Annotated in this window: 22 protein-coding genes, 1 tRNA gene and 1 pseudogene; 9 read left to right on the top strand and 15 right to left on the bottom strand. The window is 65.0% G+C overall.

The genetic code is table 11. From position 1 onward, the window contains the following. The first annotated feature begins 21 nt into the window (after positions 1-21). The 3 genes from glgC to glgX are packed head-to-tail and all read left to right on the top strand — an operon-like array spanning position 22 to position 4,606. Entirely contained in the window at positions 22-1,281 is a 1,260-nt protein-coding gene (gene glgC / locus ASE85_RS00770; RefSeq protein WP_056682003.1) for a glucose-1-phosphate adenylyltransferase, read from the top strand. Between the two features lie 8 nt (positions 1,282-1,289). After that, positions 1,290-2,738: a glycogen synthase GlgA gene (gene glgA / locus ASE85_RS00765; protein ID WP_056682000.1), complete on the top strand. Its 1,449-nt coding sequence runs from the start codon at positions 1,290-1,292 to the stop codon at positions 2,736-2,738. Next, positions 2,735-4,606 carry a glycogen debranching protein GlgX gene (gene glgX, locus ASE85_RS00760; RefSeq protein ID WP_056681997.1) on the top strand — a complete coding sequence of 624 codons (1,872 nt, stop codon included), beginning with the start codon at positions 2,735-2,737 and terminating at the stop codon, positions 4,604-4,606. The genes glgA and glgX overlap by 4 nt, the downstream gene beginning before the upstream one ends. Here glgX and ASE85_RS00755 read toward each other — a convergent pair. The 6 genes from ASE85_RS00755 to ASE85_RS00730 all read right to left on the bottom strand — a co-directional run bounded on the left by ASE85_RS00755 (position 4,587) and on the right by ASE85_RS00730 (position 7,921). Then, positions 4,587-5,156, bottom strand: coding sequence for an NUDIX domain-containing protein (locus ASE85_RS00755; protein ID WP_056681992.1), 570 nt, complete (start codon positions 5,154-5,156; stop codon positions 4,587-4,589). The two genes, glgX and ASE85_RS00755, sit on opposite strands and share 20 nt — an antisense overlap. Before the next feature lie 31 nt (positions 5,157-5,187). Next, a tRNA-Lys gene (locus ASE85_RS00750) sits at positions 5,188-5,263 on the bottom strand. A gap of 42 nt (positions 5,264-5,305) precedes the next feature. Beyond that, positions 5,306-5,800 (bottom strand): 2-amino-4-hydroxy-6-hydroxymethyldihydropteridine diphosphokinase, encoded by a 495-nt coding sequence (gene folK, locus ASE85_RS00745; RefSeq protein ID WP_056681989.1) that lies wholly within the window; start codon positions 5,798-5,800, stop codon positions 5,306-5,308. An 8-nt stretch (positions 5,801-5,808) separates the two neighbouring features. After that, a complete protein-coding gene (locus ASE85_RS00740) occupies positions 5,809-6,063 on the bottom strand; it encodes a hypothetical protein (RefSeq protein WP_082462606.1) in 255 nt (84 codons plus the stop codon). Between the two features lie 5 nt (positions 6,064-6,068). Continuing rightward, positions 6,069-6,917, bottom strand: a complete 849-nt coding sequence (gene aguB, locus ASE85_RS00735) for an N-carbamoylputrescine amidase (RefSeq protein ID WP_056681986.1) — start codon at positions 6,915-6,917, stop codon at positions 6,069-6,071. Positions 6,918-6,934: 17 nt separating this feature from the next. Beyond that, positions 6,935-7,921: an agmatine deiminase family protein gene (locus ASE85_RS00730; protein WP_056681982.1), complete on the bottom strand. Its 987-nt coding sequence runs from the start codon at positions 7,919-7,921 to the stop codon at positions 6,935-6,937. Positions 7,922-8,022: 101 nt separating this feature from the next. Between ASE85_RS00730 and ASE85_RS00725 the strand changes: the two genes are divergently transcribed. Beyond that, on the top strand, positions 8,023-8,475 hold the full coding sequence (locus tag ASE85_RS00725; RefSeq protein ID WP_056681980.1) for a DUF6265 family protein: 453 nt from the start codon (positions 8,023-8,025) through the stop codon (positions 8,473-8,475). A gap of 13 nt (positions 8,476-8,488) precedes the next feature. Here ASE85_RS00725 and ASE85_RS00720 read toward each other — a convergent pair whose 3' ends face one another. Next, positions 8,489-10,147 (bottom strand): M28 family peptidase, encoded by a 1,659-nt coding sequence (locus tag ASE85_RS00720; protein WP_056681978.1) that lies wholly within the window; start codon positions 10,145-10,147, stop codon positions 8,489-8,491. 136 nt (positions 10,148-10,283) lie between these two features. Here ASE85_RS00720 and ASE85_RS00715 point away from each other — a divergent pair, with 136 nt between their 5' ends. Then, on the top strand, positions 10,284-12,263 hold the full coding sequence (locus ASE85_RS00715) for an alpha/beta hydrolase family protein (protein WP_056681975.1): 1,980 nt from the start codon (positions 10,284-10,286) through the stop codon (positions 12,261-12,263). Positions 12,264-12,372: 109 nt separating this feature from the next. Here ASE85_RS00715 and rpsD read toward each other — a convergent pair whose 3' ends face one another. Then, on the bottom strand, positions 12,373-12,987 hold the full coding sequence (gene rpsD / locus ASE85_RS00710; RefSeq protein ID WP_056681972.1) for a 30S ribosomal protein S4: 615 nt from the start codon (positions 12,985-12,987) through the stop codon (positions 12,373-12,375). A gap of 190 nt (positions 12,988-13,177) precedes the next feature. On the opposite strand from rpsD, the gene ASE85_RS00705 reads away from it, so the two are divergent. Beyond that, positions 13,178-13,474 (top strand): chorismate mutase, encoded by a 297-nt coding sequence (locus ASE85_RS00705; RefSeq protein WP_056681969.1) that lies wholly within the window; start codon positions 13,178-13,180, stop codon positions 13,472-13,474. 80 nt (positions 13,475-13,554) lie between these two features. Here the strand turns inward: ASE85_RS00705 and ASE85_RS00700 are convergent. From ASE85_RS00700 to rpiB, 4 genes and pseudogenes are all read right to left on the bottom strand, one after another. Further along, positions 13,555-14,277: pseudogene (locus ASE85_RS00700) on the bottom strand (RNA methyltransferase); the annotation flags it as partial. A 165-nt stretch (positions 14,278-14,442) separates the two neighbouring features. After that, entirely contained in the window at positions 14,443-14,904 is a 462-nt protein-coding gene (gene nrdR / locus ASE85_RS00695; RefSeq protein ID WP_056681966.1) for a transcriptional regulator NrdR, read from the bottom strand. 75 nt (positions 14,905-14,979) lie between these two features. Next, a complete protein-coding gene (gene glyA / locus ASE85_RS00690; RefSeq protein ID WP_056681962.1) occupies positions 14,980-16,281 on the bottom strand; it encodes a serine hydroxymethyltransferase in 1,302 nt (433 codons plus the stop codon). Between the two features lie 12 nt (positions 16,282-16,293). After that, positions 16,294-16,731: a ribose 5-phosphate isomerase B gene (rpiB, locus tag ASE85_RS00685; protein ID WP_056681959.1), complete on the bottom strand. Its 438-nt coding sequence runs from the start codon at positions 16,729-16,731 to the stop codon at positions 16,294-16,296. Between the two features lie 101 nt (positions 16,732-16,832). On the opposite strand from rpiB, the gene ASE85_RS00680 reads away from it, so the two are divergent. Further along, positions 16,833-17,024, top strand: coding sequence for a hypothetical protein (locus tag ASE85_RS00680; protein WP_056681956.1), 192 nt, complete (start codon positions 16,833-16,835; stop codon positions 17,022-17,024). Between the two features lie 81 nt (positions 17,025-17,105). On the opposite strand, the gene ASE85_RS00675 is transcribed toward ASE85_RS00680, so the two are convergent. The 3 genes from ASE85_RS00675 to ASE85_RS00665 all read right to left on the bottom strand — a co-directional run bounded on the left by ASE85_RS00675 (position 17,106) and on the right by ASE85_RS00665 (position 20,187). Beyond that, a complete protein-coding gene (locus tag ASE85_RS00675) occupies positions 17,106-18,215 on the bottom strand; it encodes an HPP family protein (RefSeq protein ID WP_082462605.1) in 1,110 nt (369 codons plus the stop codon). Between the two features lie 78 nt (positions 18,216-18,293). Further along, a complete protein-coding gene (locus ASE85_RS00670) occupies positions 18,294-19,277 on the bottom strand; it encodes a fatty acid desaturase family protein (RefSeq protein WP_056681953.1) in 984 nt (327 codons plus the stop codon). 253 nt (positions 19,278-19,530) lie between these two features. Beyond that, entirely contained in the window at positions 19,531-20,187 is a 657-nt protein-coding gene (locus tag ASE85_RS00665) for an alpha/beta hydrolase (protein WP_017184627.1), read from the bottom strand. Positions 20,188-20,330: 143 nt separating this feature from the next. Here ASE85_RS00665 and ASE85_RS00660 point away from each other — a divergent pair, with 143 nt between their 5' ends. Both ASE85_RS00660 and ASE85_RS00655 read left to right on the top strand, forming a co-directional pair. Continuing rightward, a complete protein-coding gene (locus ASE85_RS00660; protein WP_056681950.1) occupies positions 20,331-21,392 on the top strand; it encodes a cysteine desulfurase family protein in 1,062 nt (353 codons plus the stop codon). After that, positions 21,359-22,477 (top strand): cysteine desulfurase family protein, encoded by a 1,119-nt coding sequence (locus tag ASE85_RS00655; RefSeq protein WP_082462654.1) that lies wholly within the window; start codon positions 21,359-21,361, stop codon positions 22,475-22,477. The genes ASE85_RS00660 and ASE85_RS00655 overlap by 34 nt, the downstream gene beginning before the upstream one ends. The last annotated feature ends 8 nt before the right edge of the window (positions 22,478-22,485 follow it).

Raw genomic sequence — 22,485 nt, 5'->3', positions numbered from 1 at the left:
GGCAGAATGAGGAGAGGCCCAATGCAGAGCAAATATCAGCCGATCGCGCGCGACACCATGGCCTATGTCCTGGCCGGGGGTCGCGGCAGTCGGCTGGCGGAACTGACCGACCGGCGCGCCAAGCCGGCCGTCCATTTCGGCGGCAAGGCGCGGATCATCGACTTCGCGCTTTCCAATGCGCTCAACAGCGGTATCCGCCGCATCGGCGTGGCGACGCAGTATAAGGCGCATTCGCTGATCCGCCATTTGCAACGCGGCTGGAACTTCCTGCGCCCCGAACGCAACGAGAGTTTCGACATCCTGCCCGCCAGCCAGCGCATTTCCGAAAGCCAGTGGTATGAAGGCACGGCCGACGCCGTGTACCAGAATATCGACATCATCGAATCCTATGCGCCCGAATATATGGTCATCTTGGCGGGCGATCATGTCTACAAGATGGACTATGAGCTGATGCTCCAGCAGCATGTCGATAGTGGCGCGGACGTCACCGTCGGCTGTCTGGAGGTGCCGCGGATGGAGGCGGTGGGTTTTGGCGTCATGCACGTCGATGAAGCGGACGTCATCACCGCCTTCATCGAAAAGCCCAGGAACCCGCCCGGCATTCCCGGCCAGCCGGACATGGCTCTCGCGTCGATGGGTATCTATGTCTTCCAGACCCGCTTCCTGATCGAACAGTTGCGGCGCGATGCCGACGATCCGAACAGCCGACGCGACTTCGGCGGCGACATCATTCCCCATATCGTCAAACATGGCAAAGCGGTGGCGCATCGCTTCTCCAGCAGTTGCGTGCGCGCGGAAAGCGAACTGGTCCCCTATTGGCGCGACGTCGGCACGATCGACGCCTATTGGCAGGCGAGCGTGGACCTGACCGATGTGGTGCCGAGCCTGGACCTATACGACCGTAGCTGGCCGCTCTGGACCTATTCGGAGGTCACGCCGCCGGCCAAGTTCGTGCATAATGAGGACGGCCGGCGCGGGTCTGCCACATCCTCGCTGGTGGCGGGCGGTTGCATCGTGTCGGGATCGTCGCTCCACCGCAGCCTGCTCTTTTCGGGCGTGCGCACCCACAGTTTTTCGTCGGTGACGGACAGCGTCATCATGCCCGATTGCGAGATCGGGCGCGGCGCGCGGTTGCACAAATGCGTGGTGGATTCGGGCATCATCATTCCACCCGGCCTGATCATCGGCGAAAATCCCGAGCATGACGCGCAGCGTTTCCGCCGCACCGAAAGCGGCATCTGCCTGGTGACGCAGGCGATGATCGACCGGTTGGCAGCCTGAGCGAAGCCATGACGATCAAGCTGCTGTCGGTCGCGTCCGAAATCTATCCGCTCATCAAGACCGGTGGTCTTGCCGATGTCGCCGGGGCTCTGCCCGGCGCGCTGGCGGGGCAGGGGGTAGAGGTGCGGACGCTGGTGCCGGGCTATCCGGCGGTCATGGCGAAGCTGGGCAAGACGAAGGTCGTCCATCGCTATCCCGACCTGTTCGGCGCGGCGGCCAGCCTGCTCGCGGCGCAGGTCGATGGCCTCGATCTGCTGGTGCTGGATGCCCCCGGCTTCTTCGCGCGGGAGGGCGGTCCCTATGGCGATCATGGCGGCAATGACTGGCCCGACAATTGGCGCCGTTTCGGTGCGCTGTCGCGGGCCGGGGCGGACATAGCGGAAGGGCGGCTGAAAGGCTGGCGGCCCGATGCCGTCCATGTCCATGACTGGCAGGCGGCGATGACGGCAGCCTTCATGCGCTTCGGCCCGGCCGCGCATGTGCCCAAGCTGGTGACGATCCACAACCTCGCCTTTCAGGGGCGGTTCGGGGCGGATATCTTTCCGCACCTTGGCCTGCCGCCCGAAGCCTGGGGCGTGGATGGCGTCGAATATTATGGCGGGACCGGCTATCTGAAGGCGGGGCTGGTGTCGGCCGATGCGATCACCACGGTCAGCCCGACCTATGCGCAGGAAATCCGCTCTTCGGTGCATGGCATGGGGCTGGATGGCCTGATCAACGGGCGGGTCGACCGGTTGCATGGCATATTGAACGGCGTCGATACCGACATCTGGAACCCTGCGTCCGACACGCTGATCGCCAAGCCCTATGGAGCGCGCGCGCTGAGCAAGCGGGTGGCCAATCGCCGTGCACTGGAAACGCGCTTCGGGCTGGATCATGACGCCGCGCCGCTCTGCATCATCGTCAGTCGCCTGACCTGGCAGAAGGGCATGGACCTGCTGATCGACGCGGCCGAGCATCTGGTCGCGCTGGGCGGCAAGCTGGCGGTGCTGGGATCGGGCGATCATCCGCTGGAAGGCGCGCTGCTGGGCGCTGCGGACCGGCATCGCGGGCGGATCGGCGTGCAGATCGGCTATGACGAGCCGCTGTCGCACCTGATGCAGGCGGGCGGCGACGCGATCCTGATCCCGTCGCGTTTCGAGCCGTGCGGCCTGACCCAGCTCTATGCGCTGCGCTATGGCTGCGTGCCGGTGGTGGCGCGGGTCGGCGGGCTGGCCGATACGGTGATCGACGCCAATGAAGCGGCGGTGGGTGCAGGCGCAGCGACCGGTATCGTCTTCGCCCCGTCCGACGCGCTGGCGCTGCATGGGGCGATCAACCGGCTGGTGGCGCTGCATGCCGACAAGCCCGCATGGGCGGCGATGCAGCGGGCGGGCATGGGCGCCAACTTCAGTTGGACGCATAGTGCTGCGCGCTATGCCGATCTCTACCGGGCGTTGATCGCGGAGGCGGCGTGACCTTTGGACCGGTGATCGGCGCGGGTGGCACGCGCTTTTCGGTCTGGTCGCCCGATGCGGAGCAACTCTGGCTCTGCCTGTTCGATGATGCAGATCGGGAGACGCGCGTGCCGATGCTGCGCGATGCCGATGCCTGCTGGCATGGCGAGGCGGCCGGCGTGGGAGAGGGCGCGCGCTACGGCTTTCGCGCCGATGGCCTCTATGATCCCGGTGCAGGCCTGTGGTTTGATCCAGACAAGCTGTTGCTCGATCCCTATGCGCAGGCGATCGACCGGGCTTTTGTGTACGACCCCGCCCTGGCCGTGCCGCGCGGGCAGGGCGGCGATACCGCGCCGCTGATGCCCAAGGGGGTGGTGACGGCTGGCCTACAGCCGGTGATGCCCGAACCGCCCCGCTTTGCGCCGGGCGGACTGATCTACGAAGTGCAGGTGCGCGGCTTTACCATGCTGCATCCGGACGTGCCGGAGGAGCAGCGGGGCACCATCGCCGCGCTCGCCCATCCGGCGGTGATCGCGCATCTGCAAAAGCTGCATGTCGGCGCGATCGAACTGATGCCGATCAACGCCTGGATCGACGAGCGGCATCTGGGGCCGCTCGGTCTCACCAATGCCTGGGGCTATAATCCGGTCAGCTATTTCGCGATCGACCCGCGACTGGCGCCGGGCGGGATGGCGGAACTGCGGGAGGCGGTTACGGCGCTGCATGCGGCGGGCATCGGCGTCGTCCTCGACATGGTCTATAATCATGACGGGGAAAGCGACGCCATGGGGCCGACCCTGTCGCTGCGCGGGCTGGATGCGCGCGGCTATTTTCGGCACTCGGTGGACGGCACCCTCATCAACGATACCGGTACGGGCAACAGCATCGCCTGCAACGCGCCGGTTGCGCGGCGGCTGATTATCGATTCGTTGCGGCATTTCGTGGCGCAGGCGGGCGTCGATGGCTTTCGCTTCGACCTTGGCCCGGCACTGGGGCGGATGGTGGACGGGTTCGATCCAGAGTCCCCGCTGTTGCAGGCGATGCGTGTCGACCCCTTGCTGGCGGACCGGGTGATGATCGCCGAGCCGTGGGACATCGGGCCGGGCGGCTATCAACTGGGGCGGTTCGGCGATGACTGGCTGGAATGGAATGACCGCTATCGCGACGATATGCGGCGGTTCTGGCGCGGCGATGCGGGGACGCTCGGCGCGCTCGCCACGCGGCTGGCGGGATCTTCGGACATTTTCGGGGGAGAGCGGACGCGCAGCGTCAATTTCCTGGCCGCGCATGACGGTTTTACGCTGGCCGACCTGACCGCCTACGAACAGCGGCATAATGACGCCAATGGCGAGCAGAATCGCGACGGCCATGGCGAGAATTTCAGCTGGAACAACGGCATCGAGGGGCCGAGCGATGACCCGGCGGTGCAGGCCGCGCGACGGCAGGACCGGGAGGCGCTGCTGGCCATCCTGTTTGCCTCCCGCGGGACGATCATGCTGACCGCCGGCGACGAGTTCGGGCGCAGCCAGCAGGGCAACAATAACGCCTATGCGCAGGATAATGCGATCGGCTGGATCGACTGGACGGGCCGCGATCCGGGACTGGAGGCGCATAGCTTCGCGCTGGCGGCGGTGCGGGCCGAGGTAGCGGACTTGCGGGATGTAGCCATGTTGACCGACGCCGATGTGCAGTGGCTGGACGAGGATGGCCAGACGCTGACGGTCGGCCAGTGGGAAGATCCGGGGCGTCGCCGGCTGACGTTGAGATATCAGGTGAGCGGGCTGGCGATCTGCGTCAATGGTGCGGATGAAGCCTGCCGGTTCCATTTGCCCGAAGGCGATGTGATGGTGGATGCGCGGTCGGTGGTGATCAACCGACCGGCACGCTGAACAGGTCAGGTCGGCGCAGCCGCAACGCCATCAGCGTGATCGCCAGCTTGCCGTCCCCGATCTTCTTGTCCGCAAACAGCGTCCACAAATCGTCCAGTGGCAGTTCGTGGACGCTGATATGCTCCTGCTCCTCGTCCAGCCCGCCGCCGGCCGCGATCCGGTCCGCCGCGCGATATTCGGCGAGGAAATAGTCTATCTTCTCGGTCACGACGCTGGGGATGCTCCAGATCTGACCAAGATGGGTCAGGTTGCCCAGGCGCACGCCCGCTTCCTCCATCGCCTCGCGTCGGGCGCAGTCGGCCGGTTCATCCTCCAATATGCCGGCGATCGCCTCCAGCATATCGGGCAGGCCCGCCAGCATGACCGGGGTGCGCGGCATGGATACGACCAGCGCGACCCGGCGATCAGGATCATAGGGCAGGACGGCGACCGCGCGATTCATCTCGACCACATGGCGCTCGAATGGCGCGCCGTCGGGTGCGCGCATGGCGACCAGCAGCAGGTTGAGCCAGCCCTGATAGATGGGGCGTGTCGAGATTATGCTGCTCATCGGGCGTTCTCCGGTCCGGCCGGCGCGATGGTGGTGAGTCCAGCTGGGTTCGAACCAGCGACCTACTGATTAAAAGTCAGTTGCTCTACCGACTGAGCTATGGACCCCCGAAGCGGTGGTGGTCGCCCTAGAGGCCAGCGACCGGATGGTCAACCTTGGCGTGCGGCTTTTTGTAGACGGGCGTGCAAATGGCGGACGGACAGGCCGGTTCGCGGGTCGCGCCAGTTCGGGGCGACGGCGAGCAGCGGGGTCAGCACGAAGCCGCGCACGCGCCAGGCGGCATGGGGAATGGTGAGCGTGCGGCTGGCCCAGCGACCGCCCGACCAGAGGATGATGTCGATATCGACGCTGCGCGCACCCCAGCGGCGATAGCGGCGGCGGCCGAGTTCGTTCTCTATGCTCTGGAGGAAGGCCAGCATGGCGGGGGGGGGCAGTGTGCTTTCGACCAGCAGCGCGCCATTGGCGAAGCGGCGGGCCGACGGGCCAAGTGGCGGCGTGGAGAGGATGGGAGAAGCGGCGAGCACGCGCGCCTGTTTTCCGATCAGCGTCGTCGCGGCGTGCAGCAGGCGCTTGGGCGTCAGGCGCGCGGACAGCGGCCGGTTAGACCCCAGCGCCAGCGCGTAGAGCTGGGGGCTTTCAGCCATGCACCAGCCTACCGGACCTTGTCCCGGACATGCGCTTTCATCTGGGCATAAGCAGATTCGCGGGCATCCCCGTCCAGCTTCAGCAGGTAATGCGCGGCCTCCCTGTAGGTCAGGAACGACCGGTCGTCCGCTATGACCGGCATGGTGCGGGCATTGTAGAGGCGTTTGAGCAGGCGTTTTTGCGGCCGGCTGAGGTCGCCCGGCTGCTCGATACCGGGCTCTTCCGGTGCTTCGATCGCGATTTCGTCGGTGGGTTCAGTCATATCGGTCAAATATCCTGTGCGATCCGGCCGTACAGGTCCGGGCGGCGATCGCGGAAAAAGCCCATGCCGGCGCGATGGGTGCGGGCCTTGGCCAGATCCAGCGTCGCGACCAGCGCGCCATGATCCCTGGCATCGGCCTCGGCGGCGAAATCGCCCCATTCGTCGGTGATGAAGCTGTGGCCGTAGAAGAGCTGGCCTTCCTCGTCGCCGATGCGGTTGGCGGCGATCACCGGCATGCAGTTGCTGACCGCATGGCCGATCATCGCGCGGCGCCACATGCGGCTGGTGTCGAGGTCGCTGTCATAGGGTTCGGAGCCGATCGCGGTGGGATAGAAGAGCATCTCCGCGCCCATCAGCGCCATGCAGCGCGCGGTTTCGGGATACCATTGGTCCCAGCAGATGCCGACGCCGATGGTGCCATATTTCGTCTTCCACACCTTGAAGCCGCTATTGCCCGGACGGAAATAATATTTTTCCTCATAGCCCGGCCCATCGGGAATATGGCTCTTGCGATAGACGCCCATGATCTCGCCCTCATCGTCGATCATGGCGAGCGAATTATAGTGATGATGGCCGTCCCGCTCGAAATAGCTGGTCGGGATATAGACGCCCAGTTCCTTCGCCAGCTTGCGCATTTCCTGCACCGCCGGATGCTCGTCGGTCGGCATGGCGTTGGCGAAGAGGGCTTCATCCTCGACCCTACAGAAATAGGGGCCTTCGAACAGTTCGGGCGGCAGGATGATCTTCGCGCCGCGTGCGGCGGCCTGCCGCACATGATCGGCGACCAGCGCGATATTGTCGGCCATGTCGTCCGAAAAGGCGAGTTGCAGGGCGGCTACGGTGACTTTGGTCATCTATCTTCCCGACAGGCTTAGAGGGAGGGCATCTGCTGGCTGCAACAATGGAAGCTGCCGCCGCCGGACAATATGGCGTCGCTGCGCAGGCCGACAATATCCATTCCGGGGAAGAAGGGCCGGAAGGCGTCGAGCGCGGCCTGATCGTTGGGCTGGCCATAGATGGGCACGATGACGGCGGCGTTGCCGACATAGAAATTCATGTAGCTGGCCGGGATCGCCTCGCCATCCACCAGCACCAGACCGGGGGAGGGGATGTCGATCACTTCGACGCCGAAGGCCTTCGCGCGGGCGCGGGCGTCGGCATAGAGGGCGGCGTTGGGATCATCCTGCGTCGTGGCGATCGGCAGGGCCAGCTTGCCGGGCGCGACGAAGCGGGCGAGATTGTCGACATGGCCATCGGTATGGTCGCCCAGCAGCCCGTCGCCCAACCACAGCATGTCGGACAGGCCGAGTGACCCGGCGAGCAGCGTCTCGATCTTGCCACGATCCAGGTCCGGGTTGCGATTGGGGTTGAGCAGGCATTGTTCGGTCGTCACGAACAGGCCGGTGCCGTCGGTGTCGATCGCGCCACCCTCGAACACCCAATTCTGGGTCGAAACGGGCAGGTCGGTGGTCGCCGCCAGCCGCGCACCGATATCCTCGTCACCGGGCATCTGATATTTGCCGCCCCAGCCATTGAAGCCGAAATCGACAAGGGCACGGCCTCCCGCACCGTTCAGCACGGCGATCGGCGCGGTATCGCGCAGCCAGACGTCGCCCAGATGATGGACGATGACTGACACGCCCGGCGCGATCAGCGCGCGCGCGGCATCCGCATCGGCTTCGCTGGCGACGACAAGGCGGACGTCCTCACCCTTGGCATCGGCGTGCAGGGCGCTGGCGAAGGCGGCGATCTGAACGCGGGCGTCCTCAAACGCGCCGGGCCATTCGGCGGGATTGGTCGGAAAGCCGATCCAGGTCCAGTCGTGCGGCGCCCATTCGGCGGGCATGCGAAACGTCATGACTTTTATCCTTGCCCGGCGGGAAAGCCGGTCCGTAAAGTGCGGGAAATGATGCGCGCTCCATAGCGTGCCCGACCGGGTCTGGACAGAGGGCGAAAGCCATGCGGAAACACATTTCGATCATCGCGGCGGGCCTGCTGCTGGCCCTGTCGGCACAGGCGCGCGCCGGGGAACTGCCGGACTGGCTGACCGGGGAATGGCTGCAAAATGCCGGCGACCGGTGGAGCGAGGAGGTCTGGACCCTGCCGCGTGGCGGCACGATGATCGGCGTGGGGCGCACCGGGCGCGGGGAAAGCCTGCGCGGCTGGGAAGTGATGCGGATCGTGCGGGCGGCGGACGGATCGCTCGCCCTGCATGCGGCGCCCGATGGCGGCTCGGCGACCATCTTCCCCGCCGTGGAGCAGGGTGTGCGGGACGTGACCTTCGCCAATCCCGGCCATGACTATCCGCAACGCATCCGCTACTGGCGCGAAGGGCGGCTGCTGATGGCGGAAACGTCGAAGATGGACGGCAGCGGCGCGCAGAACTGGACCTATAGCCCTGCCGGGCCATAGGTCCACGCGGTCCTTATTTGCCAGCCCGGTCCTTGTCGCGGATGGCGCGGAATTCGTCGCCGTCCACCCAGTTGGGCCAGTCGTTCGTCGTGGCGAGTTCGCGGCCGACGGTGTAATAGAGCTTCAGGTCGGCGGCGATGCCGGTCCAGTCCCAATTGGGATCATATTCATCCTTGGGACCGTGATAGCGGTTCCTGGTATAGTCCTCCGCTGCGGCCATGCCGGCCTTGGTGCCGCCCTTCACCAGGTCCTCGCCGCCTTCGAAATAGAGCATCGGCAGGCCATATTTGGCGAAGCTGAAATGGTCGGAGCGGTAATAATAGCCCTTTTCCGGCGTCGGTTCGGTGGTCGCGACCCGACCCTGCGCCTTGAGCGCGCGGTCCAGATAGGCGTCGAGCTGCGACTTGCCCTTGCCGATGACGACGACATTCTTGGCGAGGCCTGCGACGCTGAGCGCGTCCATGTTCACGCCGCCCACCGTCCTGGCGAAGGGGAAGACGGGGTTCTTGCCATAATAGGCCGATCCCAGCAGGCCCGATTCCTCGCCCGTCACCGCCACGAACACCTGGCTGCGGTCGGTCGGGCCAGCCTTCACATTGGCCTGCGCCAGCGCGACCAGCGCGGCGGTGCCGGTGGCATTGTCGACCGCGCCGTTGCAGATGTCGTCGCCGTCAGGCGCCGCCTGGCAATGGCCCAGATGATCCCAATGCGCGCTATAGAGCACATATTCGTCCGGCCGCGTCTTGCCGGGCAGCAGCGCGACGACATTCTTGGAACTATGCTTGCGCAGATCGTTGTCGAAGGACAGGCTGGCGTTCACCCCGGCCAGCGGCACGGCCTTGAAGCCGGGCTTCTTGGCCGCAGCCATCTGGGCGTTCAGGTCCAGCCCTGCGCTGGCGAAGAGGGCGGCGGCCTTGTCCTTCTGGATCCAGCCGATGGCTGCGCTCTGGTCGGCATTGCCGTTGGCGCTGTCGGCGACATGCTGCGCGCCGGTCCAACTCGACTGCACTACGTTCCAGCCATAGGCGGCGGGCACCGTGTCATGCACGATGATAGCGGCAGCCGCGCCCTGCCGCGCGGCTTCCTCATATTTGTAGGTCCAGCGGCCATAATAGGTCATGGCGCGGCCGTTGAACGGCCCGGTCAGGCCCTGTGTCTCATAATCGGGGTCGTTGACCAGGATGACGACCGTCTTGCCCTTCACGTCCAGCCCGGCATAGTCGTTCCAGCCCTTTTCCGGGGCGTTGATGCCGTAACCCACGAAGACGACTGGGCTGTCTTTGACGTCGATATGCTTTTGCGTGGTGCGATAGGTGCCGGCGACCATTTCCGCACCATAGGCGGCGCTGACGTCGGCCTTGCCACCAGTGAAGGTCAGCGGCGACACGTTCTTGGCGGTGATTTCCACCAGCGGCACGTCCTGGAACCAACTGCCCTTGTTGCCGGGCTTCAGGCCCAGCTTCTCGAACTCGGCCGCCAGCAGGGCGAGCGTCTTTTCCTCGCCGGCGGTTCCAGGCGCGCGGCCTTCGAAAGCGTCTGAGGACAGTTCTTCGACCAGCCGCTTCATCGTGTCGATCGACGGGGCAGTGGCGGATTGGGCGGGCGCTGCGCTGCTAGGAATTGGCGCGGAGGACGCCAGAAGGACGGCGATCGCCGCGATGGAAGTGCGCATGGGTATTTCCCTGTTGTTTTATGAATGTGCGAGTGATGCCACCACGCGCGGGCAAGGGCAAGCAAGGCTGTTGCACCCGCGCCCGCCATGTCTTAGCCATTGATCCATCGGGGTCTATTGGGGGGAATATCGGGGCATGTCCTATCTGGGCAAATCCGCCATCATCGCACTGCTGGCGGCGGGCACGGCGCAGACCGCATGGGCGCAGGGTCAGCCGGACGCGATGGCCAAGGCTTTCGGCGCGCGGGAAACGGTGATCTCCGCCAGCCTGTCGCCCGACGGGCAGAAGATCGCGCTGATCGCGGCGAGCGGTGGCCGGACCAGCAAAGCCTATGTGCTGGAGGCCAAGGAAGGGGCCGAGCCGAAGGCGATCGCTTCCACCACCGGGCGACCGGAACATCTGTATCGCTGTGACTGGGTGTCGAACGATCGGCTGGCCTGCCAGATTGGCGGAGCCAGCCGTGTGGGCGATGATGTCTACGGCTTCAGCAGCCTGTTCGCGGTGGATGCGGCCGGCGGCAACATCCGCTCGCTCAGTCGCCGGCAAGGGCAGAACAGCGTGGGCTTCGACCTGCGCGGCGGCGACATTGTCGACCTTTTGCCGGCCGAGGACGGCGCTGTGTTGATGACGCGCGCCTATGTGCCGGAAGCCAAGGCGGGGAGCCTGGTCGATAATAAATTGCGCGGTCTGGGCGTCGATCGGATCGACACGCGGTCCGGTGCGTCCAAGCGGATCGAGCAGCCTGAAACACTGGCGATTGATTATATTTCCGATGGGCATGGCACCATCCGGGTGATGGGTTTGCAGGAGAATAAAGGCTCCGGCTATGCCAAGGGCACCTACAAGTTCGTCTATCGGCCGCAGGGCAAGTCCGGCTGGAGCGACCTGTCGGTCTACGACGCGCGCGGCGGCACCGGCTTCTATCCTGTCGCTGTCGATGCGGACAAGAATCTGGCCTATGGGTTCGAAAAGACCGATGGGCGCGACGCACTGGTGTCGATCGCGCTGGACCCCGGTCTGGAAAAGAAGATCGTCTTCGCCCATCCGCAAGTGGATGTGACCGGGGCGATCCGTGTCGGTCGTGAGCAGCGCATGGTGGGCGCCAGCTATAGCGTCGAGCATCGCGAGGCGATCTATTTCGATGAAGCCGTCGCAGCGCTGGTCAAGTCCCTGGGCAAGGCGCTGGGTGGCAAGGCGGTCCATGTCGGCGATATGAGCGCGGACGGCCAGCGTGTGCTGGTCTGGGCCGGCAGCGACCTTGATCCCGGCCAATATTATCTGTTCGACAGGACCGCGCGCAAATTGTCCCCGATCATGCCGGACCGGCCCGAACTGGCCGGCCGCACGCTCGCACCAATGAAGTCGGTCAGCTATAAGGGCGCTGACGGCACCAGCATCCCCGCCTATCTGACCCTGCCGCCGGGCAAGGAGGATGCCAAGGGGCTGCCCGCCATCGTCATGCCCCATGGCGGCCCGGAAGCCCGCGACGAATGGGGTTTCGACTGGATGGTGCAATATTATGCCGCGCGCGGCTTTGCCGTCATTCAGCCGCAGTTCCGTGGCGCTGCCGGCTTTGGCGAAAAATGGCTGATGAAGAATGGCTATCGGTCGTGGCGGACGGCGATCGGCGACGTGGTGGATGCCGGTCGCTGGCTGGTGGCGCAGGGCATCGCCGATCCGGAGAAGTTGACGATCGTCGGCTGGTCCTATGGCGGCTATGCCGCGTTGCAGGCACAGGCGATCGACCCCAGGCTGTTCAAGGCCGTGGTCGCCGTCGCCCCTGTCACCGACTTTGCGGACCGTCTGCGCCGGGCGCAATATGATGGCAGCTATCTGGTCCAGCAGGACCGGATGGGGACGGGCGCCGACGCGGCCAATGCTTCGCCAGCCAATCATGCCGCCGAATTCGTGGCGCCGGTGCTGATGTTCCATGGCACGGACGACAATAATGTCGACATCAGCCAGGCGAAGATCATGCAGGGCAAGCTGGAAGGGGCAGGCAAGCGCAGCCGGCTGGTCGTCTATGACGGCCTGACCCATGATCTGAACGACAGCGACGTGCGGGCCGACATGTTGCAGCAGAGCGCGGACTTCCTGTCGACGCTCGGAAAATGAGGAATATCGGGAGGCTGCGGCTTCCCCGTTCTTTCGCGGTCATGACCTAAAGAAAAAGGGCGGCTCCTTGCGGGGCCGCCCTTTTCTGTAACTGGGATCGGAAAACCGATTAGCGCGAATAGAATTCGACGACCAGATTCGGTTCCATCTTCACCGGGTAGGGCACTTCGTCCAGCGTCGGAACGCGGACATAGCTGACCTTGGTGGCGCCGTCGGGGGCGACATAGTCGGGGATGTCGCGCTCGGGCAGGCTCTGCGCTTCCAGAACCAGCGCCATTTCCTGGGCCTTCTTGCCCAAGGTGATTTCGTCGCCCGGCTTCACCAGACGCGACGCGATGTTGCACTTCACGCCGTTCACATAGATGTGGCCGTGCGACACGATCTGACGGGCCGAGAAGATGGTCGGCGCGAACTTGGCGCGGTACACGACGGCGTCCAGGCGGCGTTCCAGCAGGCCGATCAGGTTCTGGCCGGTGTCGCCCTTCATGCGGCTGGCTTCGAAATAGTTCTTCTTGAACTGCTTCTCGGTGATGTCGCCGTAATAGCCCTTCAGCTTCTGCTTGGCGCGCAGCTGAATGCCGTAGTCCGACACCTTGCCCTTGCGGCGCTGGCCGTGCTGACCGGGACCATATTCGCGCTTGTTGACAGGCGACTTGGGACGGCCCCAGATATTCTCGCCCATGCGACGGTCGAGCTTGTACTTGGCGCTGGTGCGCTTCGTCATGGTAATTCCTAACAATATGCTTTTAACGTTATCCCCGGTATCGCCTACGTCCGTTTTGCGTTTGCACACTCAGGGGCAGGGCCACCGCTTCACCGGGATGCGGAGCCAATTGCGAAGGCGCGCCTATGACCAGAAGAGACCGGCGAGTCAAGTCTCGACACGATGGCGGCGGCAGCTTAGGCCCGCGCACATGACTCCCGAACATTATTCCACCATGGCGCAGGTGCGCGCCGGCGTCGACAATCTCGACCGGCAGATCGTCGCCCTGCTGGCGCAACGCTTCGCCCATATGCGCGCCGCCGCCCGGATCAAGCCGGATCGCAGCGCCGTGCGCGACGAAGCGCGCAAGGCGGAGGTGATCGCCAACGCCTGCGCCGAGGCAGAGGCTTTGGGGGTGCCGTGCGACCTGATCGCGGGCATGTGGGAAGAACTGGTCGAAGCGTCGATCGCCTATGAAATGGCGGAGTTTGACCGGACGCGGGAATAAAATCCACATCCGTTCGGTTCGAGCCTGTCGAGAACCATGCGCTGAGTTCTCGACAGGCTCGAACCGAACGGAGACCGGGTTCAGCGCTCCCGCGGCCGCGCCAGATGCGACAGCACGCCGCGCAGTGTCCGCACCTCCAGATGGTTCCAGCCCGGCTTGGTCAGCAGGTTGCGCAGCGTCAGCCGGGTGGCGCCGGCACGATCGGGGGGGAAAAAATAGCCGACCTTCACCAGCAACGCATCAAGTTGCTCGATCATGCCCTCCAGTTCCGCCTGCGGCGCGGGTTCGCCCAGGTCGGTGATGGTGGGCTGCGCAAGGTCCGCCTGCTTGGACCATTCATAGGCGCACAGGATGACCGCTTGGGCGAGGTTCAATGACCCGAACTCCGGGTTGATCGGTACGGTCAATATCTTGCGCGCGACCGCGACATCCTCCGTCTCCAGCCCCGATCGTTCCGGGCCGAACACATAGGCGCAGCGCCCCTGCGCGCCATGGATTTCGCGCGCGGCTTCCTCCGGCGTCACGACCGGCTTGGTCACGCCGCGTTTGCGGACAGTGGTGGCATAGACATGGGCGCAGTCGGCGACCGCATCGGCCAGCGTCTCGAACACCTGCGCCTTGTCCAGAATGAAGTCCGCGCCGGCCGCCGCCGGACCCGCATCGGGATTGGGCCAGCCGTCACGCGGCGTCACAAGCCGCATTTCGGTCAACCCGAAATTCAGCATGGCGCGCGCGGCCTTCCCGATATTCTCACCCAGTTGCGGGCGGACCAGAACGATGACGGGGGGGAGGGGGGCGTTTTCTTCTGTCACATTATCACCGTTCGTCAAACGTCATTATATGGTCCTTCGATACGCCATTTGCCCTTCGGTCGTCTTCGACTCCGACTTCGCTCAATCGCTACTCAGGACGAACGGTGGAGGGAAGAGAGGCCTTCGACTTCGCTCAGGCCGAACGGAACAGGGGAACTATTCACGCCCGACTTCCTTTACCGTCCCTGCAAATTCCTCGAAATCCTTGGCGTCCGTGAAGTCCTTGTAGACGCTGGCGAAGCGGATGTAGGCAACGCTGTCGAGGCGCTTCAGCCCTTCCATCACCATCTCGCCGATCGCGCGCGCCGGGACTTCGCTGTCGCCGCTGGTTTCCAGCTGGCGCTGGATGCCCGAGATCAGCTTTTCCAGCCGACTGGGGTCGATCGGCCGCTTGCGGCAGGCGATGCCGATGGAGCGGGCCAGCTTGTCGCGCTCGAACGCTTCCTTGCGGCCCTCGCTCTTCACCACCCAGATGTCACGCAACTGGATGCGCTCGAATGTGGTGAAGCGCGCACCGCAGGCTTCGCACTGGCGTCGGCGGCGGATGGCGTTGCCATCTTCCGTCGGCCGGCTGTCCTTCACCTGGCTGTCTTCGTGGGCGCAGAAAGGGCAGCGCATCTATTATAATCTCCGTTCGGCCTGAGTAGGGACTGAGCCTGTCGAAGTCCCTACTCAGGACGAACGGGCTTTTGGTCAATAAATCGGGAAGCGCGCGGTCAGGGCCAGCACCTTTTCACGGACATGGGCTTCGACCTGGCCGTCGCCTTCGTCGCCATTGCGCTTCAGGCCTTCGACCACTTCAGCAATCAAACGGCCGATTTCGCGGAACTCTTCCTCACGGAAGCCGCGGGTGGTGGCGGCAGGCGCGCCCAGGCGGATGCCGGACGTGACGAACGGACTGGCCGTGTCGAACGGCACACTGTTCTTGTTGCAGGTGATGTAGGCGCGGTCGAGCGCCTTCTCCGCGGCCTTGCCGGTGGCGTTCTTGGGGCGCAGGTCGACCAGCAGCAGGTGATTGTCGGTGCCGCCCGACACGATCGACAGGCCGGCGTCGGCCAGCGTTTCCGACAGCGCACGCGCGTTGGCGACGATCTGATGCGCGTAGGCCTTGAACTCCGGCGTCAGCGCTTCCTTGAACGCCACCGCCTTGGCTGCGATGATGTGCATCAGCGGGCCGCCCTGAAGGCCGGGGAAGATCGCCGAATTGATCTTCTTGGCGATCGCCTCGTCATTGGTCAGGACGATGCCCGAACGCGGGCCGCGTAGCGATTTGTGCGTGGTGGTCGTGGTGACGTGGGCGTGCGGCACCGGCGAAGGGTGCGCGCCACCGGCGACCAGCCCAGAAAAATGCGACATGTCGGCGAGCAGGTACGCGCCCACTTCGTCGGCGATCTCGCGGAACCGCTTGAAGTCCCAGACGCGCGAATAGGCCGTGCCGCCGCAGATGATCAGCTTGGGCTTGTTCGCGCGTGCTATGCGGGCGACCTCGTCCATGTCGATGGTGTGGTCGTCTTCGCGAACACCGTAAGCGACCGGCTTGAACCACTTGCCCGACATGTTGACCGGCGACCCGTGGGTCAGGTGGCCGCCCGACGACAGGTCGAGCCCCATGAAGACGTCGCCCGGCTGGAGCAGCGCCAGGAACACGGCCTGGTTCATCTGGCTGCCGCTGTTCGGCTGGACGTTGGCGAAGTTGGCGCCGAACAACTGCTTGGCGCGCTCGATGGCCAGCGTTTCCACGACGTCGGCATATTCGCAGCCGCCATAATAGCGCTTGCCCGGATAGCCTTCGGCGTACTTGTTGGTGAAGATCGAACCGGCGGCTTCCAGCACCGCCTTCGACACGATATTTTCGGACGCGATCAGTTCGATCTTGTCCTGCTGGCGCTTCAGTTCGTTACCGATCGCGCCGAAGATTTCCGGGTCCGCGCGGCTAAGCGATTCGCTGAAGAAGCCGTCCGGGCGGATGGCGGGGGCGAGGGTGTCAGTGCTCATCGAAGGATCCTTTCAGAGCGCGGGCTGGGAGAGTTTTTCGACGCGGCCGGCATGGCGGCCACCGCCGAAATCGGTGGTGAGGAAAGCGGTGACGCAGGCCTTGGCCATGTCGATACCGGTCAGGCGCGCGCCCATGGCCAGCACGTTGGCGTCATTATGTTCGCGTGACAGGGCGGCCGACAGCGGTTCGCCCACCAGCGCGCAGCGGCAGGCCGGGTTGCGGTTGACGGCGATCGAAATGCCGATGCCAGAACCGCACAGCGCGATGCCGCGCTCGGCCGCGCCCGAGGCCACGGCCGTCGCAAGTTTGTAACCGAAATCGGGATAATCGACGCGGTCGGCGGTCGCCGGACCCAGATCGTCGACGTCATGCCCTTCATCGCGCAGCCACTGGGCGAGTTCCGCCTTCAGATCGACGGCGGCATGGTCGGAAGCGATAGCGATTTTCACGGGTAGCGTCCCTTCACCAACAGGCGATTCGTTTCTGCGCGCCTCATAGGGGGAGCGACAGGCAATTGCCACCGTCCAGCTTGCCGCTTATGGCATCTCCCATGGCTGGCACGATTTTATCCATATTGATGCTCGCGGGCGTGTTGCTGACTGCGGGCGGCGTCTATGCGATCGCGAAGAAGGGCGACCGCAAGCGTGGCGTGCTGATGATCGTCGCGGGGCTGGTGATGTTCGGCAATGTCGCCATCAGCGCGATTCCAGGGCCGGACCTGCCCGTGATGGAGCGGCGCTAGAATATTCTGAAGTCGGCTGGAACGGCCGACGGCTTGCTGAATGCGGAAAACAGAAAAAATGAGAACGTCACCCGATCCAATCTAACAGGATGATGATCGTGCCCGCAGCGCCAGCGACGCCAGCAGATCGGTCTGCGTCACCAGCCCCTGCAAGCGATGATCGGCGTCGACCACGATCGCCGCGCGGCGGTCGCCGCTGCTCAAAGGGCCGATCAGCCGGGCGATGGGTGTATCGGCATGAACCATCAGGGGACGGCGGGCGATGTCGCCTGCGCTTGTCCCGTCCTTGCCCAGATCGAGCGCGCCGATGATGCCCTGCACCCGGCCGGCATCGTCCAGCACCGGCAGGGACAGCAGGCCGCGATCCTGCATCAATATGCGCACCTGCGCCATGGGCTGGCTGGCGGGAACATGGATGATGTCGCGCGACATGATCTCCGCGCAGGGGACGGTGCCGTGCAGTCGTTCGGCGGCGCGCAGTTCGGCGTCGGCCAGCAACTGGCGCAGGTCCGCCTGATCCACGTCCAGCGTGTCGCCAAAGCCTTTGAGTGCATCGGCGACATCCTGTTCGCTGGGGCCGGCGCGCAACAGCGGCGCGGGATCGGCGGTGCCGTGGCGCGCGGGCGCCTTTGGCGCGACATGCGGATAATTATGGCCGGCGATCCGGTGGAAGAGGATGGCGACGACCAGCAGCAACAGCGTGTTGACCCCGACCGGCACCAGCGCGAACATATAACTGCTCGCCACGCCCTTGACGCCCAGCGCGGCGGACAGGGCGACCGCGCCGCCGGGCGGGTGGAGGCAGCGTAGCAATGACATGACCGCGATCGCCGCGCCCACCGCCAGCGCGGCGGCGACGGTGGGATCCGGCACGGCCTTCGCCACGAATATGCCGACGAGCGCGGAAATGACGTTGCCGCCCAGCACCGGCCAGGGCTGGGCCAGCGGGCTGGCGGGCACGGCGAACAGCAGTACGGCCGATGCCCCCATCGGCGCCACCAGCAGCGGGTGGGCCAGGCCATTGCCCAGCATAAGGCCACAGAGCAGGCCGGTGATGGCGATCCCGCCGATCGCCCCGCTGGCGGCCTTCAGCCGGTCGAACAGGCTGGGACCGGCCGGGCCGGCGGGGATGAAGGCGCTGTAATAGCGGCTCCAGATCAGGCGGGCATCATGTTTGGGCGCGTCGGACATGAAAGGCGCGCTAGACCCGCGCAAAAGATACGCCAAGCAGGAAAATATCGGTCGGGGTAAAGCGGGCATTGCCTCTTTTCAGGCGGCCTCTTTCTCGACCGGCGGTGGCATCAGTTCCTTCACTACGCCCCAATAGCCCTGCGTGACATGGGCCTGCCCCGCATAGTCGGGGTCGGCCATCAGGTGAACGTGCAAGCGGCGCAAATTGGTCCAGGGTACGGACGGGAACAGATGATGCTCCAGATGATAGCTGACGTTGAACGGCGCGATCAGCAGTCGGTCGAGCAGGGTGGGGATGACGGTGCGGGTGCCGTTCAGTTCCACGGCGTCGGGCACGCCGACATGTTCGGCCATGGCCCGGATCCGGTTGAAGAGATTTGCCCAGATGAATTGCGGGATCATGTACAGGCCCAATATCTGCCAGCGCCAGGGCGACCACAGGATCAGGCCATAGACGACCACCGCCCAGGCCACATAGCGCAGCCGCAACCCCAGCCGATAATCGAAGCCGAAGCGGCGCGGATTGTGGAAATTGGCGATGGGCGACCACACCCGCGCCGCGCGCGCGACGCGATAATAGTTCAGGCCGAACAGGCTGCGGAAGAACAGCGTGATCATCGCTTTACGGTTCTTCGGAAAATGCTGGTCCGGATCCTTGCGCTGTACCCGATAGTCATAATCCTGCATCGTGTTGGTGTGGCGATGATGGACCATGTGCGCCACCCGATATAGATCGATGCTCAGCACGAGCGGATAGGCGACGAAAATATCTGCGATCAGATCGTTGACGCGGCGGTTGCTGAACAGCAGGCCGTGGCAGGCATCGTGCATCATGACCGCCAGGCACTGGATGCGGGTGCCGACGACCAGGCCGGCAAGCAGATAGACCGCCACATTGTGCACGCGGATCGCGATTATAATGGCCGCGACGATGACGACCCACTGAAAGGCCAGCAAGAGCGCATTGCGCCGATCGTCGACGACGGACAGTTCCCGGATCAGCGGCAACGTCCCTCGTCGCGAATAGCGATAGCCGGGCGCGCGCTCCTTGCCGTCTGTCATGATAGCCTGTCCCCTGACGCCGCAATAATCGGGAATCTATAGGTCGGTGCCAAAGGGCGTCAAGCGGCGCTGCTCCCGCCTCTTGGGCCATTTCGCGTCTTCGACCAATGTCTGATCAAGGCCGGGGGGCGGGCGCCGTTCTTGTCTACGGAACCCGGCAACCCAGTCCCCACCGCCGGGTTCCATCCTCTCCCTGGCATGAAAAAGGCCGCCTTTTCGGGGCGGCCTTCTCCGTTTGTGCGTGTCCGGGCGATCAGCGGATCGGCGAATCCGGCGACAGGCGCATGTCGAGATAATTGTCGACCGACTTCATCAACTGGTCGAGTTCATGCTCGAAGAAATGGTTCGCGCCGCGAATCTCGTCATGATGGATGGTGATGCCCTTCTGCGTGCGCAGCTTGTCCACCAGCTTCTGGACCGCGCTCGCGGTCACCACTTCGTCCGACGTCCCCTGCACGATGATGCCCGACGACGGGCAGGGCGCGAGGAACGAGAAGTCATACATGTTGGCGGGCGGCGCGACCGAGATGAAGCCGCGAATCTCCGGGCGGCGCATCAGCAACTGCATGCCGATCCACGCGCCGAAGGAAAAGCCGGCGATCCAGGTGGTCTGCGCTTCGGGGTGGAAGCTCTGTACCCAGTCGAGCGCCGCTGCGGCGTCGCTGAGTTCACCGATGCCATTGTCGAACGTGCCCTGGCTGCGGCCGACGCCACGGAAGTTGAAGCGCAATACGGCAAAGCCGCGCTTCACGAAGGTCTTGTACAGCGCCTGGGTGATGCGGTCGTTCATCGTGCCGCCGCCTTGCGGATGCGGGTGCAGGATCATGGCGACCGGCGCGCGTGGGCGGGGCGGGGGGCTGAAGCGGCCTTCGAGGCGACCTTCGGGGCCGGTGAAAATGACGTCGGGCATGGCACCTGTTATGGTTCTGGGCCGCCCGTGAAGGCGGCGGGATGGGGATCGGTGCGCGCAGGCGAAGGCTTCACGCTGGCGCAGCGCGGCAAACCGCCTATATAGATGTCGCCGCCATTTCCGCAATCAATGAGTAATGCCGCTTGGCTGCTACACGTATTTATCTCGATCATGCCGCCACCACGCCGATGCTGCCCGCTGCGCAGGCGGCGATGGTGGGGGCGATGGCCAGTTGGGCCAATCCGTCCAGCCCCCATGCCGACGGCCGCGCCGCGCGTGCGATGCTGGAGGATGCGCGCAGACGGATCGCCGCTGCGCTTGGGTGGGGGGGGCATGTCCTCTTCACCTCCGGTGCGAGCGAGGCGATCGCGATCGGCCTGACGCGGGCGAAGGCCGGGCGGGTTGTAACTTCGCCGGTCGAGCATGACGCCGTGCTGCGCGTGACGAAGGGCGCGGAACGGCTGGGAGTGGATGGGAAGGGCATCATTTCTCTTCGTCATTCCCGCCTTCGCGGGGATGACGATGGCGTGGGCGAGAGGAGAGTTCTGGCCATCCAGCACGTCAATAACGAGACGGGCGTGATCCAGCCGCTCGACGCGATCGACCGTAATGGCGCGATCCTGTTCGCCGATTGCGCCCAGAGCGCGGGCAAGCTGGCCCTGCCGGACGCGGACATGATCGCGATCAGCGCGCATAAATTCGGCGGGCCGCCCGGCATTGGCGCGCTGCTGATCCGCGATCTGGCGCTGATCGAACCGAGCGGCGGGCAGGAGCAGGGCTATCGTGCCGGGACCGAGAATTTGCCCGCGATCATGGCGATGGCGGCTGCGCTGGAGACGCGGGAGGACTGGTTGCAGCGTGCCGCCGACATGCGCGCGCGGCTGGATGCGGCGATCGAGGCGGCGGGCGGCGTCATCGTGGCGCGGGATGCGCCGCGCCTGCCCACGATCGCCAGCTATCGCATGCCCGGCCTGTCGGCCCGCGCCCAACTGATCCAGTTCGACATGAAGGGGATATCGGTGTCGGCGGGCAGTGCCTGTTCGTCTGGTTCGCTCAAGACCAGCCATGTGCTCGGCGCGATGGGCTGGGATGAAGGGGCGGCGGCCGAAGTGGTGCGGGTCAGCTTCGGCCCGCAAACGTGCGACAACGAGTTGGACAGTTTCATCGAAATCTGGACCGGCATGGCCGCCAAGGTAAGAAATTGATATATCTGGATTATCAGGCGACCACGCCGCTTGCGCCCGAAGCGTTCGAGGCCATGGTGCCGTTGTTGCGCGACCAGTTCGCCAATCCGCATAGCGCACATCGCATGGGCCGGGTCGCCGCCGCGCAGGTGGAGGTGGCGCGCGATGCCATCGTGCCTTTGCTGCCACCGGGCGGCAGGCTGCTCTTCACCTCCGGCGCGACCGAGGCGCTGAACATCGCGATCCAGGGCGTGCCGGCGGGCGGCATCGTCACCATCGCGACCGAACATGCCGCCGTGCTGGATACGGTGGAGGCGATGCGGCGCACCGGGCGCGACGTCACCGTGCTGCCGGTAGGGCCGGACGGGCTGGTCGACATGGCGGTCGCCGCGCAGGCGATCGTTCCGGGTGTCTCACTCGTTGTCGCAATGCTGGTGAATAACGAGATCGGCGTGATCCAGCCGGTCTCGGCGCTGGCGGACCTCGCCCATGCGGCGGGCGCGCTGCTGCTGTGCGATGCAGTGCAGGGCTATGGCCGGGTGCCCATTCCCGCGACCTGCGACATGGTGGCGATCAGCGCGCACAAGATCCACGGACCCAAGGGGATCGGCGCGCTGTGGCTGCGCGACGGGGTGCGGCCCGCGCCGCTGATCCATGGTGGCGGGCAGGAAGCTGGCCTGCGGTCCGGCACGCTTTCGCCTGCACTTTGCGCCGGGTTCGGCGTCGCCGCGCGGCTGATGCGGGAGCAGGCGGAAGCGGATCGCGCCCATGTGGAAAGCCTTGGCGCGCTGGCCCGCAGCCTGTTTGCCGACTGGACGCTGAACGGTGCTGCGACACCGCGCTATCCGGGCAATCTTAACCTGCGTAAAGACGCGATCGACGGCGCACGACTGTTGTCCCATTGCCGCAATGTCGCTTTTTCGCTCGGAAGCGCTTGCGCAAGCGGGTCCGGGCGGCCTAGCCATGTGCTGCGCGCACTGGGGCTGACAGATACGCAGGCGCGCGGATCGGTGCGGATCGGCTTTGGCCGCTACACCACGCCGCAGGAGTTGGAGAGGGCAGCAGAAGCATTGCAGGACGCGGCAGCTGTACAAGCGGCGCCGTGAAAGGGAGC

The organism is Sphingobium sp. Leaf26 (genome assembly GCF_001421665.1).
GTDB lineage: Bacteria > Pseudomonadota > Alphaproteobacteria > Sphingomonadales > Sphingomonadaceae > Sphingobium.
Note: the sequence above shows the minus strand (reverse complement) of the source record. Positions and strands in the feature narration are given on the sequence as shown.